The following is a 12,073-nucleotide window of genomic DNA, read 5'->3' on the forward strand; positions in this document are numbered from 1 at the left end:
TGCGTGTCACAGAATTGTCGGTCAAGGCGATCTAAGCTTTCCTGTAAAGATTGTGCTGTGGCCCGGGGCGCTTCGCTGCCCCAAGGTGCACTGACGCGACATATGCGCAATTCAATGTGCTTTCGTCCCCATGACAACCGTCGCACTGTTGGCTTCGTGCGTTGTCCTAGCTTTATCGCGCAAACGATTGTTCTAGCCAAAAATTTAAGCGATCTGACAGCTTTAGCAGTGTATGATTGCGCCCGTCAGCCCCGCCGGGGCTTGTGGAAAACCACCATGGACTTACCCAGTAGTTACTCGCTAACACGATTCATACCGAAAGATCTGACCGATTGATTCTCCCGGCGTGCTCCGCTGCTGGGAGTGGAGTTCGCCTATGACCGAAGTAGAAGTAAAAAGAGCGCAGGACAGCCTGCAGGATCGCCTGGCCCAGGTGATCGAGTTGCTGCAGCGCCAGCGTGTGGTCGAAGACCTGACCCACCGCCAGGAAGGTGCGCACAACGACCTGGTCGAGAACCTGGTCCACCGCCAGAACCTCGTCGAGTTGCAGCGCAAGCTCGATGACCTTCACCCCGCCGACGTCGCCTACATCCTCGAAGCCTTGCCCCTGGAAGACCGCCTGACGGTCTGGCAGCTGGTGCGCTCGGATCGCGACGGCGACATCCTGCTCGAGGTCTCCGACTCCGTACGTCAGTCGCTGATTGCCGACATGGACGACCACGAGCTGCTGGCGGCTGCCAAGGAAATGGACGCCGACGAACTGGCTGACCTGGCGCCTGAGTTGCCGCGTGACGTTGTCCACGAGCTGATGGAAACGCTGGATGCGCAGCAACGCGAGCGGGTGCGTTCCGCGCTGAGCTACGACGAGGAGCAGGTCGGTGCGCTGATGGACTTCGAGATGGTCACCATCCGCGAAGACGTCAGCCTGGAAGTGGTGCTGCGCTACCTGCGCCGCCTCAAAGAACTGCCCAACCATACTGACAAACTGTTCGTGGTCGATTACGACGGCATCCTCAAAGGGGTGTTGCCGATCAAGCGTCTGTTGGTCAACGACCCGGAGAAGAAAGTCGCGGAGGTCATGGCGACCGACCCCGTGTCTTTCCAGCCCGAGGAAGATGCCTACGATGCCGCGCAAGCCTTTGAGCGTTACGACCTGGTATCGGCACCGGTGGTCGACAAGAGCGAACGCCTGATCGGCCGTTTGACCATCGACGAAATGGTCGACCTGATTCGTGAGGAAAGCGAGAGCGAAGTCCTCAACATGGCCGGTCTGCGGGAAGAAGAGGATATCTTCGCCTCGGTCTGGCGTTCATTCCGCAACCGCTGGGCTTGGCTTGCGATCAACCTGATCACCGCGTTTCTGGCTTCGCGGGTGATCGGCGTGTTCGAGGGTTCGATTGAAAAACTGGTGGCCTTGGCCGCGTTGATGCCGATCGTTGCCGGTATTGGTGGCAACTCCGGTAACCAGACCATCACCATGATCGTCCGTGCCATGGCGCTGGATCAGGTGTCGCCGGGCAATACCAGCCGTTTGATGCGTAAAGAGCTGGCGGTATCGCTGATCAACGGCCTGGTGTGGGGCGGGGTGATCGGTGCGGTGGCTTTCTGGCTGTATGGCAGCTGGTCATTGGGGGTGGTGATGACCGCAGCGATGACCCTCAACCTGTTGCTGGCCGCGCTGATGGGCGTGCTTATCCCGATGACCCTGGCGCGACTGGGGCGGGACCCGGCGATGGGCGCGAGTGTGATGATCACGGCTGTTACCGACAGTGGCGGGTTCTTCATCTTCCTGGGGCTGGCGACGCTATTCTTGCTGTAACCCCTTTCTTGCCTTACGCGATCCCGGTAGGAGCGGCCTTGTGTCGCGATGGGGCGCGCAGCGGCCCCGGGTTCTGGCGTTACAGCCGACATTGCCGGGGCCGCGCTGCGGCCCTTTCGCGACACAAGGCCGCTCCTACCGGGGGCGAATTCCCTGTAGTGACCCACAAAAAAGCCAGCTGACGCTGGCTTTTTTGTATCCGCTGGCAACCTTCAGGAAGCGTCGGCTGCCATCTCTGCATCGTGCGCGATCAGCGCAACCAAGGCGTTTTGCTGGCGGTGGGAGAGCTGACGGAAACGTTGCAGCAACTCGCGTTCATGCAGGGACAGCTCCGGGCTGTCCAGGCGCATGCTCAGCTCGTCACCCAACGCGCCTTCCTGGATAAGGCTCTGCTCCAGGCGTGCGATGATTTCGGAGTTCATGCTGCGGTGATGGTTGCGCGCTACCTCGGCAATGCGCTCACGCATTCCGTCTGGCAGGCGGACGACGAACTTGTCAGCGGTGCGGCTCGAATAAATAGCCTGTTTCATTGGGCGCATATAAATTGACCGGATTTTGGTTCAGGGGAAGCGGTTCTCAAATTGGCCGCACGGGGGGTGAAAATACGACCGTCGTGGCGACAAAATGTTCAACCGTCAGTGAAAATTGGATGCTCATCTTGCCTCAAGGTCGCCGTTTCCTTGGCGTCAATTCTGTGACAAATAGTGAGCCGGGTAAAGGCTTTGTGCCAGTACCAATTATCAGAAATGAGTACTGGTTTGAAAAGTTTTACATGCTCCGGCTCGCCTGACCGTCAGCCTTTTGCCGTCAAAAACTGGTAAAAAACAGCAAAAGACCAGGAAAACCCCTAGAATGCGCCGGGTTCCCTCCATAGAGCATAGTGGCTATGCAACATGACGCAAGTGACCGCCGATCAGGGGCAGGGCGGCTGATATTTTTGATGGGCCCGTCAGGGTCCGGGAAGGATTCCATCCTGGAAGCTTCCCGTGAGCAACTGGCTGCCGCCGGCGTGGAAATCGCCCGCAGGGTCATTACCCGCTCGGCAGAAGCGGTGGGCGAAGCGGCCCATGGCGTAACCCCGCAGCAATTTGCGGCCCTGCTCGCGCAGGGCGCGTTCGCCATGCATTGGCAGGCCAATGGCCTGGACTATGGGATTGCGGTGCAGGTGGACCACTGGCTGCAAGCGGGCAGGCCGGTGCTGGTCAATGGCTCGCGCGCCTATTTGGCCGAAGCCCGTGCGCGTTACCCGGACCTGTTGGCGGTGCTGGTCGAAGTCAGCCCCGAAGTGCTGCGCGAGCGCTTGTTGGCCCGCGGGCGGGAAACGGCGGCGCAAGTCGAGCAGCGCCTTGCCCGTAATGCACGTTTACAGCACACCAGCGACCCCACCGTGCATGTGCTGGACAATTCCAAGCGCCTGGAAACAGCCGTCGCCGGCCTGTTCACACTGCTGCGCGAAACGGGCGTGCTGCCCGGGGCGACGTAGTGCCAGAAAAGGATTACGCGAAAAAGCCCGGTACAGGCATGACAAACGCTGGCATGCTGGTTAACATGCTCGCCGTCCCGCTGTGCAGCGCTCGCTGCCGGTGTTTGCGTCTCAGTAGCTCAATTGGATAGAGCATCCCCCTCCTAAGGGGAAGGTTGCAGGTTCAATTCCTGCCTGGGACGCCATTTCCCCCTCTGTTTGCCTCCATCTCCAAAGCCCTGAGGCTTGCCGCCGATCAGGCCGTCATGGCCGGTAAAAATAGACGCCGTTGGATCTCTTCCGGTCTCCCAGCGCCAGGCTTATGCTTGCCACTGACAGACATGATCTTGCCGCCTGCGGCAAACACATAATGTCGGCAGCCCCTTGATGGGCACGCAGTTGCTGGGCATCAGGGAGAGCGCATGAATCAGGAAACCAGGCCGGCGCCCGCCGGCTTCAGTGAGCAGCAGTTGCACACCTTGTTCGAGTTGGTCAGCGATGGCATCTGGGATTGGAACGCCAACACCGGCTACGTTTATCGCAACCCCGGTTGGTACGCCATGCTGGGCTATGCCAACCATTCCAAGGCCAACTCGGTATTCACCTGGGAAAGTGTGATCCATCCCGAAGACTACCCCCGGGTGATGGCGCATTTCGAGGCCTACATCGAGCAGCGCACCGAGCGTTACCTTATCGAGTACCGTTGCCGCTGCCAGGATGGCAGTTACCTGTGGATCGAGGACACTGGCTACATCATCGACCGCAACGCCGATGGCTCGGTGGCACGCATGCTCGGTGCGCACCGCAACATTGACGCTGGCAAGCGCCTGGTTGCGCAGCTGCAACAGAAGAACCAATCGCTGGAGAGCCTGGTTGCCGAACGAACCCGCGAACTGTCCTGGGTCAACCAGCAGTTGCAGCGCCAGCTGGATGAAAACCGCGAGCTGGCCGAACGCGATGCCCTGACCCGCGTCGCCAGTCGCTACCGGCTGGAAAAGGAGCTGCAACTGGAGTGTCAGCGCGCTCAGCGCTTTCGCCAGCCGTTGTCACTGATTGCCATGGACATGGATGATTTCAAGCCGATCAATGACCGCTATGGCCACGCGCAGGGTGACAGGGCATTGGTGCAGGTGGCGGAAAACCTGCGCAGCTGCCTGCGTGATTTTGACCTGTTGGCGCGTTGGGGGGGTGACGAGTTCATCATCGTGCTGCCGCAGACCGCCCTGAGCGAGGCGTTGGACGTAGCAACGCGCCTGCGCCAGGCCGTACAGCAGCTGGAGCCGGTAGGCGACTGCCGGTTGACCATGAGCTACGGCGTGGTGCAGCGGCGCGGCGGTGAGGACCAGGTTGAGCTGCTGGCGCGGGCGGACCAGGCGCTGTACCGGGCCAAGGGTAATGGCAAGAACGTCATAGCCGAGTAGCCTGTGCCGGCCCCGTGAGTAAAAAAAGACCCGCGGCGCCTCACGGCGCCGCGGGCCAAATCGGCCTTGGCCGCTTCAGTGTCAGATATGCAGGGCGTGCCCCAAGGCGCGCAGTGCCGCTTCCTGTACCGCCTCACCCAGCGTCGGGTGGGCATGGATGGTGCCGGCCACATCCTCCAGGCATGCGCCCATCTCCAGCGACTGGGCAAACGCCGTGGACAGCTCGGAAACGGCCACGCCAACCGCCTGCCAACCCACGATCAGATGGTTGTCACGGCGCGCCACCACGCGCACGAAACCGCTTTTCGACTCCAGGCTCATGGCCCGGCCATTGGCAGCAAACGGGAACTGCGCGACGATGCAGTCCAGGCCCTGCTGGCTGGCCTGCTCCGGGGTTTTGCCGACCACCACCACTTCCGGGTCGGTGAAGCACACGGCGGCAATGGCTGCCGGCTCGAAACGGCGGGTTTTGCCGGCGATGATCTCGGCCACCATCTCGCCCTGGGCCATGGCCCGGTGCGCCAGCATCGGCTCGCCAGCCACGTCACCGATGGCCCAGACATTGTGCATGCTGGTCTGGCAGCGCTCGTCGATGGCGATGCCGGCGCCGTTCATCTTCAGGTCCAGGCATTCCAGGTTGAAGCCGCGGGTGCGTGGTCGGCGGCCGACCGCCACCAGTATCTGGTCAGCCTCCAGGCGCAACTGCCCACCCTGGCCATCATTGGCCAGCAGGCAGCCATCTCGGTAACCCTCGACGGTATGGCCCAGGTGCAAGGCGATGCCCAGCTTTTTCAGCGACTCCGCCACCGGTGCCGTCAGTTCAGTGTCGTAAGTCGGCAGAATGCGCTCGCGCGCTTCCACTACGCTGACCCGCGCGCCCAGTTTGCGATAGGCGATACCCAGCTCCAGGCCGATGTAACCACCGCCCACCACCACCAGGTGTTGGGGCAGGGCTTTGGGTGCCAGCGCTTCGGTGGAGGAAATGACCGCGCCACCCAGCGGCAGCATCGGCAGTTCAACGCTGCTGGAGCCGGTGGCCAGTAGCAGGTGTTCGCACTGGATACGTTGGCCATCGACCTCGACCTGCTTGCCGTCGAGCAGCTTGGCCCAGCCATGCACAACCTTGACTCCGTGTTTTTTCAGCAAGGCGGCGACCCCGGTTGTCAGGCGGTCGACGATCCCGTCCTTCCAGGCCACGCTCTGGCCGATGTCCAGGCGCGGCGAAGCCACGCTGATGCCCAGCGGTGAGGCTTCGGTGTAGCGGGTTGCCTGGTGGAACTGCTCGGCCACGTGGATCAGTGCCTTGGACGGGATGCAGCCGATGTTCAGGCAAGTACCGCCCAGCGCCTGGCCCTCGACCAGCACCGTGGGTATGCCCAGTTGCCCGGCGCGGATGGCCGCGACATAGCCGCCAGGGCCGCCGCCGATGATCAGCAAGGTGGTTTGTAGGGTTTGTTGCATGATCACTCCACGAACAGACAGGCAGGTTGTTCGAGCAGGCCACGCACGGCCTGGATGAACAGGGCGGCGTCCATGCCATCGACCACCCGGTGGTCGAACGAGCTGGACAGGTTCATCATCTTGCGCACGACGATCTGGCCGTCGATCACCACCGGCCGCTCGACCATGCGGTTGACGCCGACGATCGCCACCTCCGGCGTGTTCACCACGGGCGTGCTGACGATACCGCCCAGCGCTCCGAGGCTGGTCAGGGTGATGGTCGAACCGGACAGTTCTTCGCGGTTGGCCTTGTTGTTGCGCGCGGCATGGGCCAGGCGCGTGATTTCGCTGGCGTTGGCCCACAGGCTGCCTGCCTCGGCGTGGCGCAGCACCGGCACCATCAGCCCGTTGTCCCCTTGCGTGGCGATGCCGACATGCACCGCACCATGGCGGGTGATGACCTGCGCTTCGTCGTCGTAGGTCGCGTTGATCTGCGGGAAATCACGCAGCGCCACCACCAGCGCACGCACCAGGAACGGCAGCAGGGTGAGTTTGCCGCGGCTGTCGCCGTGCTTGCTGTTGAGCTGCTGGCGCAGGGCTTCGAGGGCCGTGACGTCGATTTCTTCCACGTAGCTGAAGTGCGCGACCCGGCGCTTGGCGTCCTGCATGCGCTGGGCAATCTTGCGGCGCAGGCCGATCACCGGCACCTGCTGGCTGTCGCTGCGCTTGGCATAGCCATTCGGCGCCTGCCCAGTGCTGCTTTGCGGCTTGCTCATGAAGGCGTCGAGGTCTTCGTGCAGAATGCGCCCGGCCGGGCCGCTGCCATGCACGTAGCGCAGTTCGATACCCGCATCCAGGGCGCGCTTGCGCACGGCGGGCGAAGCCAGCGGCTTGTCGCCCGGCTGACGCGGCACGATGGGCGCGGCTTCGTGGTTAGCCGGCGCCTGGCAGGCGGCCTGTGTCACGGGTTCCTGCGGCGCTGCCCTGGCCGCCACCGGCGCTGCCGGCGCAGCTGCAGTTTCCACCTGTTTGGCTTGCGGCACATCCACATGGTTACCGCTGCCTTCCACCTCGATGCGGATCAGCTCGCTGCCGACCGCCATCACTTCCCCGGGTTGGCCGCCCAAGGCCAATACTTTGCCACTGACCGGCGAAGGGATTTCCACAGTTGCCTTGTCGGTCATGACATCGGCCACCACCTGGTCTTCGGCGATGGTGTCGCCGACCTTGACGAACCATTCCACCAACTCGACCTGCGCGATGCCTTCGCCAATGTCCGGCATCTTGATGACGTGCGTGCCCATTCAGACCTCCATGACCTTTTTCAGTGCCGCACCTACCCGCGAAGGCCCAGGGAAGTAAGCCCATTCCTGTGCGTGAGGGTAGGGGGTGTCCCAGCCGGTGACGCGCTCGATTGGCGCCTCCAGGTGGTGGAAGCAGTGCTCCTGCACCAGCGACACCAGTTCGGCACCAAAGCCACAGGTGCGGGTGGCCTCGTGCACTACCACGCAGCGGCCGGTTTTTTTCACCGACGCGACAATGGCCTCGAGGTCCAGCGGCCAGAGGCTGCGCAGGTCGATCACTTCGGCATCGACGCCGCTCTCTTCGGCTGCCACCTGGGCGACGTACACGGTGGTGCCGTACGTCAACACGGTCACGTCATTGCCTGGCCGGGCAATGGCGGCCTTGTCCAGCGGTACGCTGTAGTAGCCGTCGGGCACGGCGCTGTGCGGGTGTTTCGACCAGGGTGTCACGGGGCGGTCGTGGTGGCCGTCGAACGGGCCGTTGTACAGGCGCTTGGGCTCCAGGAAAATCACCGGGTCGTCGCATTCGATCGAGGCGATCAGCAGGCCCTTGGCGTCGTACGGGTTCGATGGCATGACGGTACGCAGGCCGCACACCTGGGTGAACATGGCTTCCGGGCTCTGGCTGTGGGTCTGGCCCCCGTAAATGCCGCCGCCGCAGGGCATGCGCAGGGTCAGCGGGGCGATGAATTCACCAGCCGAGCGGTAACGCAGGCGGGCCATTTCGGAAACGATCTGGTCGGAGGCAGGGTAGAAGTAGTCGGCAAACTGGATTTCCACCACCGGGCGCAAGCCGTAGGCGCCCATGCCGACCGCGGTGCCGACGATACCGCTCTCGGAGATCGGCGCGTCGAATACGCGCGACTTGCCGTACTTGGCCTGCAGGCCCTCGGTGCAGCGGAACACGCCGCCAAAGTAGCCTACGTCCTGGCCGTACACCACTACATTGTCGTCGCGTTCAAGCATGACATCCATGGCCGAGCGCAGGGCCTGGATCATGGTCATGGTGGTGGTGGCCATGGCGGTTTCCGGGTTGATGCTGTTGTTGTGGTCGTTCATCTCAAACCCCCAGTTCCTGACGTTGGCGGCGCAGGTGGTCGGGCATCTCCTTGTACACGTCCTCGAACATCGAGGCGGCGCTCGGGATATGGCCGTTGGCCAGGGTGCCGTATTGCTCGGCCTCTTTCTGCGCGGCGATCACCGCCGCTTCGAATTCGGCGGTGGTGGCCTGGTGTTCTTCTTCGGACCAGTGGCCGATCTTGATCAGGTGCTGCTTCAGGCGGGCGATTGGGTCACCCAGCGGGAAGTGGCTCCAGTCATCGGCGGGGCGGTACTTGGAGGGGTCGTCAGAAGTCGAGTGCGGGCCGGCGCGGTAGGTGACCCATTCGATCAGGCTGGGGCCCATGCCACGGCGCGCGCGTTCTGCGGCCCAGCGCGAGGCGGCGTACACCGCGACGAAGTCGTTGCCGTCGACCCTCAGCGAGGCGATGCCGCAGCCCACGCCGCGCCCGGCGAAGGTGGTCGATTCGCCACCGGCAATGGCCTGGAAGGTGGAGATGGCCCACTGGTTGTTGACCACGTTGAGAATGACCGGTGCCCGGTACACGTGGGCGAAGGTCAGGGCGGTGTGGAAGTCCGACTCGGCGGTGGCGCCGTCGCCGATCCATGCCGAGGCGATCTTGGTATCGCCCTTGATCGCCGAGGCCATCGCCCAGCCGACGGCTTGCACGAACTGGGTGGCCAGGTTGCCGCTGATGGTGAAGAAGCCGGCCTCGCGTACCGAGTACATGATCGGCAGCTGGCGGCCTTTGAGCGGATCGCGCTCATTGGACAGCAACTGGCAGATCATGTCCACCAGTGACACGTCGCGGGCCATCAGGATGCTTTGCTGGCGATAGGTGGGGAAGCACATGTCCGTGCGGTTCAACGCCAGTGCCTGGCCGCTGCCAATGGCTTCCTCGCCCAGGCTCTGCATGTAGAAAGACATCTTCTTCTGGCGTTGGGCAACCACCATGCGGCTGTCGAACACTCGGGTCTTGAGCATGGCGCGCATGCCCTGGCGCAGGACCTGCGGGTCGATGTCTGCGGCCCACGGGCCCTGAGCGTTGCCTTGATCGTCCAGGACGCGGACCAGGCTGTAGGAAAGGTCGGCGGTGTCGGCAGCATCGACATCCACCGGGGGCTTGCGGGCTTGACCTGCGTCGTTCAAGCGCAGGTAGGAAAAATCGGTCTGGCAGCCTGGCCGGCCGGTGGGCTCGGGCACATGCAAACGCAGGGGGGCGTACTCGTTCATGCTTTTTACGCTCGCTCGGGTATTTGTTTTTGTGAGCTTTGAAGCGGCCGCCGCTGAGTGCCGGCTTGTGACTGGCAGGTCAGCGTCACCTACATCTTAGTGGCCCGGCCGGAGAATTTTTCTCTCAAGTTGATTGCCTTTGCTGTGCGCGGCAGATAAACATTCCGTATAACCAAAAAAAACTGGTGATTTTGTCTCATGCGCAAACTCGATCGTACGGATATCGGCATTCTCAACAGCCTGCAGGAGAACGCCCGCATCACCAACGCCGAGCTGGCACGCTCGGTGAACCTGTCGCCCACGCCCTGTTTCAACCGGGTGCGGGCCATGGAAGAGCTGGGCGTGATCCGGCAGCAGGTGACGTTGTTGTCGCCTGAGGTGCTGGGGCTGGACGTGAACGTGTTCATTCATGTCAGCCTGGAGAAACAGGTGGAGCAATCGCTGCATCGCTTCGAGGAAGAAATCGCCGAGCGGCCTGAGGTGATGGAGTGCTACCTGATGACCGGTGACCCGGATTATCTGCTGCGGGTACTGCTGCCCAGCATCCAGGCGCTGGAGCGGTTTCTCGATTACCTGACGCGGTTGCCGGGTGTGGCCAATATCCGCTCGAGTTTTGCCCTGAAGCAGGTGCGCTACAAAACCGCCCTGCCGTTGCCAGCCAATGGCATGACCTTGCGCGAGTGAGCCATGCAGCGCCGTTGGCGTGGGAACTGTTGAACTGCGAATTCATCGAAGGCTAGGTCGCCAGCAGCCGTGCCGAGCAGCGCGTGCTGGCGGTACCAGCCTGATCGCGACACCACCTGCACCGGACACGCCGCCATGGCGGCAAATCGCTCAAGGGGGCCTGCGCCGAGCGGGTTTTGCCCTTATGCTGCTAGCACCCCGCCACCTGACCAGGGAGCTCCTCGGTACCTATGCGAAATGTATGGAAGCCGTTTCAGTCGTTGTATTTCGCCGCGCTGATGATGTTGATCGGCTCGGGTCTGCTCAGTACCTACCTCGCCCTGCGCCTGGCTGCCGACCACGTCGACAGCCTTTGGGTGGGTGCCTTGATGGCGGCCAACTACTTTGGCCTGGCAGTGGGCGGCAAGGTCGGCCACCGGCTGATCGGTCGGGTCGGGCACATACGTGCCTATGCCACCTGCGCCGGCATCGTTGGCGCGGCCGTGCTCGGCCATGGGCTGACCAACTGGCTGCCGGCTTGGGTCGGCCTGCGCATGATCGTTGGCCTGGGCATGATGTGCCAGTACATGGTCATCGAGAGTTGGCTCAACGAGCAGGCGGATGTGAAGCACCGCGGCGCGGTGTTCAGCGGGTACATGATTGCCTCGTACCTGGGCCTGGTGCTCGGCCAGCTGATCCTGGTGGTACACCCGGCGCTAGGCCCGGAACTGCTGATGCTGGTGGCCATGTGCTTTGCCCTGTGCCTGGTGCCGGTGGCCATGACCCGGCGTATTCACCCGGCACCCTTGCGCCCGGCCCCGATGGAGCCGAAGTTCTTCATCAAGCGCGTGCCGCAGTCGCTCAGCACCGTGCTCGGCTCGGGGCTGATCGTGGGTTCGTTCTACGGCCTGGCGCCGTTGTATGCCTCCAGCCAGGGCATGAGCACGGAGCAGATTGGTTTGTTCATGGGTAGCTGCATCTTTGCCGGCCTGCTGGTGCAGTGGCCGCTGGGCTGGTTGTCCGACCGTTACGACCGGGCGGTACTGATCCGCAGCGTGGCGGTGGGCCTGGCGCTGGCGGCTGCGCCGTTGGCGATACTGCCCAGCGTGCCGCTGGAGTTGCTGTTCGGCATCGGCTTCGTGATTTCGCTCTTGCAGTTCTGCCTGTATCCGCTGGCGGTGGCGTTTTCCAACGACCACGTGGAAAGTGAGCGGCGGGTGTCGTTGACCGCGATGCTGCTGGTGACTTACGGCGTGGGCGCCTGTATCGGGCCATTGGCGGCTGGCGTGCTGATGAAGGTGCTGGGCGCGCAGATGTTGTATGCCTTCTTCGTGTTCTTTGCGCTGGTGCTGGTGTGGCGCATCCGGCCGAAGGCGGTTACCGGCTTGCACCAAGTGCAGGACGCACCGCTTGGTCACGTGGCGATGCCGGCGGCCGGTTCGCCATTGTCGGCGGCCCTGGACCCGCGCGTGGATGAGCAGACCGTGCAGGATGTAATGCAGGCACCGGTGGCGGCAGAGGATACCGAGGCGCAAGAGAAGGGGGCCGAGCAACAGGCGCCCGAGGCTGAAGAAGCGAGCAAGTCAGTGTAAGCCTGTGCTGGCCTCTTCGCGGGCCCGCCCGCTCCCACAGGGTCACCGCCCGCCTCGAGGGCTGTGCAGACCTGTAGGA

At 63.0% G+C, this 12,073-nt stretch carries 10 protein-coding genes and 1 tRNA gene; 6 read left to right on the forward strand and 5 right to left on the reverse strand.

What is annotated here, in order from left to right; genetic code table 11:
• The first annotated feature begins 376 nt into the window (after positions 1 to 376).
• Positions 377 to 1,819, forward strand: coding sequence for a magnesium transporter (gene mgtE / locus ACF8SD_RS23825; protein ID WP_392485268.1), 1,443 nt, complete (start codon positions 377 to 379; stop codon positions 1,817 to 1,819).
• Between the two features lie 212 nt (positions 1,820 to 2,031).
• Here the strand turns inward: mgtE and ACF8SD_RS23830 are convergent, their stop codons facing one another.
• Positions 2,032 to 2,358: an Arc family DNA-binding protein gene (locus ACF8SD_RS23830; RefSeq protein WP_009681471.1), complete on the reverse strand. Its 327-nt coding sequence runs from the start codon at positions 2,356 to 2,358 to the stop codon at positions 2,032 to 2,034.
• 347 nt (positions 2,359 to 2,705) lie between these two features.
• Here ACF8SD_RS23830 and phnN point away from each other — a divergent pair, with 347 nt between their 5' ends.
• From phnN to ACF8SD_RS23845, 3 genes are all read left to right on the forward strand, one after another.
• Complete coding sequence (phnN, locus tag ACF8SD_RS23835) at positions 2,706 to 3,302, forward strand: phosphonate metabolism protein/1,5-bisphosphokinase (PRPP-forming) PhnN (RefSeq protein ID WP_392485270.1); 597 nt, start codon at positions 2,706 to 2,708, stop codon at positions 3,300 to 3,302.
• 108 nt (positions 3,303 to 3,410) lie between these two features.
• Positions 3,411 to 3,487: transfer RNA gene (locus ACF8SD_RS23840), tRNA-Arg, on the forward strand.
• Positions 3,488 to 3,703: 216 nt separating this feature from the next.
• Complete coding sequence (locus ACF8SD_RS23845) at positions 3,704 to 4,702, forward strand: sensor domain-containing diguanylate cyclase (RefSeq protein ID WP_110678703.1); 999 nt, start codon at positions 3,704 to 3,706, stop codon at positions 4,700 to 4,702.
• 81 nt (positions 4,703 to 4,783) lie between these two features.
• Here ACF8SD_RS23845 and lpdA read toward each other — a convergent pair whose 3' ends face one another.
• From lpdA to ACF8SD_RS23865, 4 genes are read right to left on the reverse strand one after another with little or no spacing between them, the layout of a single operon-like run.
• Positions 4,784 to 6,163: a dihydrolipoyl dehydrogenase gene (gene lpdA, locus ACF8SD_RS23850; RefSeq protein WP_392485271.1), complete on the reverse strand. Its 1,380-nt coding sequence runs from the start codon at positions 6,161 to 6,163 to the stop codon at positions 4,784 to 4,786.
• A 2-nt stretch (positions 6,164 to 6,165) separates the two neighbouring features.
• Positions 6,166 to 7,446, reverse strand: a complete 1,281-nt coding sequence (locus tag ACF8SD_RS23855; protein WP_392485272.1) for a dihydrolipoamide acetyltransferase family protein — start codon at positions 7,444 to 7,446, stop codon at positions 6,166 to 6,168.
• Positions 7,447 to 8,505, reverse strand: a complete 1,059-nt coding sequence (locus tag ACF8SD_RS23860) for an alpha-ketoacid dehydrogenase subunit beta (protein WP_110678709.1) — start codon at positions 8,503 to 8,505, stop codon at positions 7,447 to 7,449.
• A gap of 1 nt (position 8,506) precedes the next feature.
• The gene (locus tag ACF8SD_RS23865; protein ID WP_392485273.1) at positions 8,507 to 9,739 is read right to left on the reverse strand and encodes a 3-methyl-2-oxobutanoate dehydrogenase (2-methylpropanoyl-transferring) subunit alpha; all 1,233 of its coding nucleotides are present in this window, start codon (positions 9,737 to 9,739) and stop codon (positions 8,507 to 8,509) included.
• 198 nt (positions 9,740 to 9,937) lie between these two features.
• Here ACF8SD_RS23865 and bkdR point away from each other — a divergent pair, with 198 nt between their 5' ends.
• Both bkdR and ACF8SD_RS23875 read left to right on the forward strand, forming a co-directional pair.
• Positions 9,938 to 10,423: a Bkd operon transcriptional regulator BkdR gene (bkdR, locus tag ACF8SD_RS23870; protein ID WP_003254485.1), complete on the forward strand. Its 486-nt coding sequence runs from the start codon at positions 9,938 to 9,940 to the stop codon at positions 10,421 to 10,423.
• A 230-nt stretch (positions 10,424 to 10,653) separates the two neighbouring features.
• Positions 10,654 to 11,994 (forward strand): MFS transporter, encoded by a 1,341-nt coding sequence (locus tag ACF8SD_RS23875; protein ID WP_392485274.1) that lies wholly within the window; start codon positions 10,654 to 10,656, stop codon positions 11,992 to 11,994.
• Positions 11,995 to 12,073: the final 79 nt, after the last annotated feature.

The sequence above is a fragment of the Pseudomonas sp. CJQ_9 genome (genome assembly GCF_043106615.1).
Taxonomy (GTDB): domain Bacteria; phylum Pseudomonadota; class Gammaproteobacteria; order Pseudomonadales; family Pseudomonadaceae; genus Aquipseudomonas; species Aquipseudomonas juntendi.

What these genes read in the sequence shown, in the direction of transcription:
- mgtE (WP_392485268.1), top strand. Translation starts at nt 377, where the DNA reads ATGACCGAAGTAGAAGTAAAAAGAGCGCAGGACAGCCTGCAGGATCGC.
- ACF8SD_RS23830 (WP_009681471.1), bottom strand. Translation starts at nt 2,358, where the DNA reads ATGCGCCCAATGAAACAGGCTATTTATTCGAGCCGCACCGCTGACAAG.
- phnN (WP_392485270.1), top strand. Translation starts at nt 2,706, where the DNA reads ATGCAACATGACGCAAGTGACCGCCGATCAGGGGCAGGGCGGCTGATA.
- ACF8SD_RS23845 (WP_110678703.1), top strand. Translation starts at nt 3,704, where the DNA reads ATGAATCAGGAAACCAGGCCGGCGCCCGCCGGCTTCAGTGAGCAGCAG.
- lpdA (WP_392485271.1), bottom strand. Translation starts at nt 6,163, where the DNA reads ATGCAACAAACCCTACAAACCACCTTGCTGATCATCGGCGGCGGCCCT.
- ACF8SD_RS23855 (WP_392485272.1), bottom strand. Translation starts at nt 7,446, where the DNA reads ATGGGCACGCACGTCATCAAGATGCCGGACATTGGCGAAGGCATCGCG.
- ACF8SD_RS23860 (WP_110678709.1), bottom strand. Translation starts at nt 8,505, where the DNA reads ATGAACGACCACAACAACAGCATCAACCCGGAAACCGCCATGGCCACC.
- ACF8SD_RS23865 (WP_392485273.1), bottom strand. Translation starts at nt 9,739, where the DNA reads ATGAACGAGTACGCCCCCCTGCGTTTGCATGTGCCCGAGCCCACCGGC.
- bkdR (WP_003254485.1), top strand. Translation starts at nt 9,938, where the DNA reads ATGCGCAAACTCGATCGTACGGATATCGGCATTCTCAACAGCCTGCAG.
- ACF8SD_RS23875 (WP_392485274.1), top strand. Translation starts at nt 10,654, where the DNA reads ATGCGAAATGTATGGAAGCCGTTTCAGTCGTTGTATTTCGCCGCGCTG.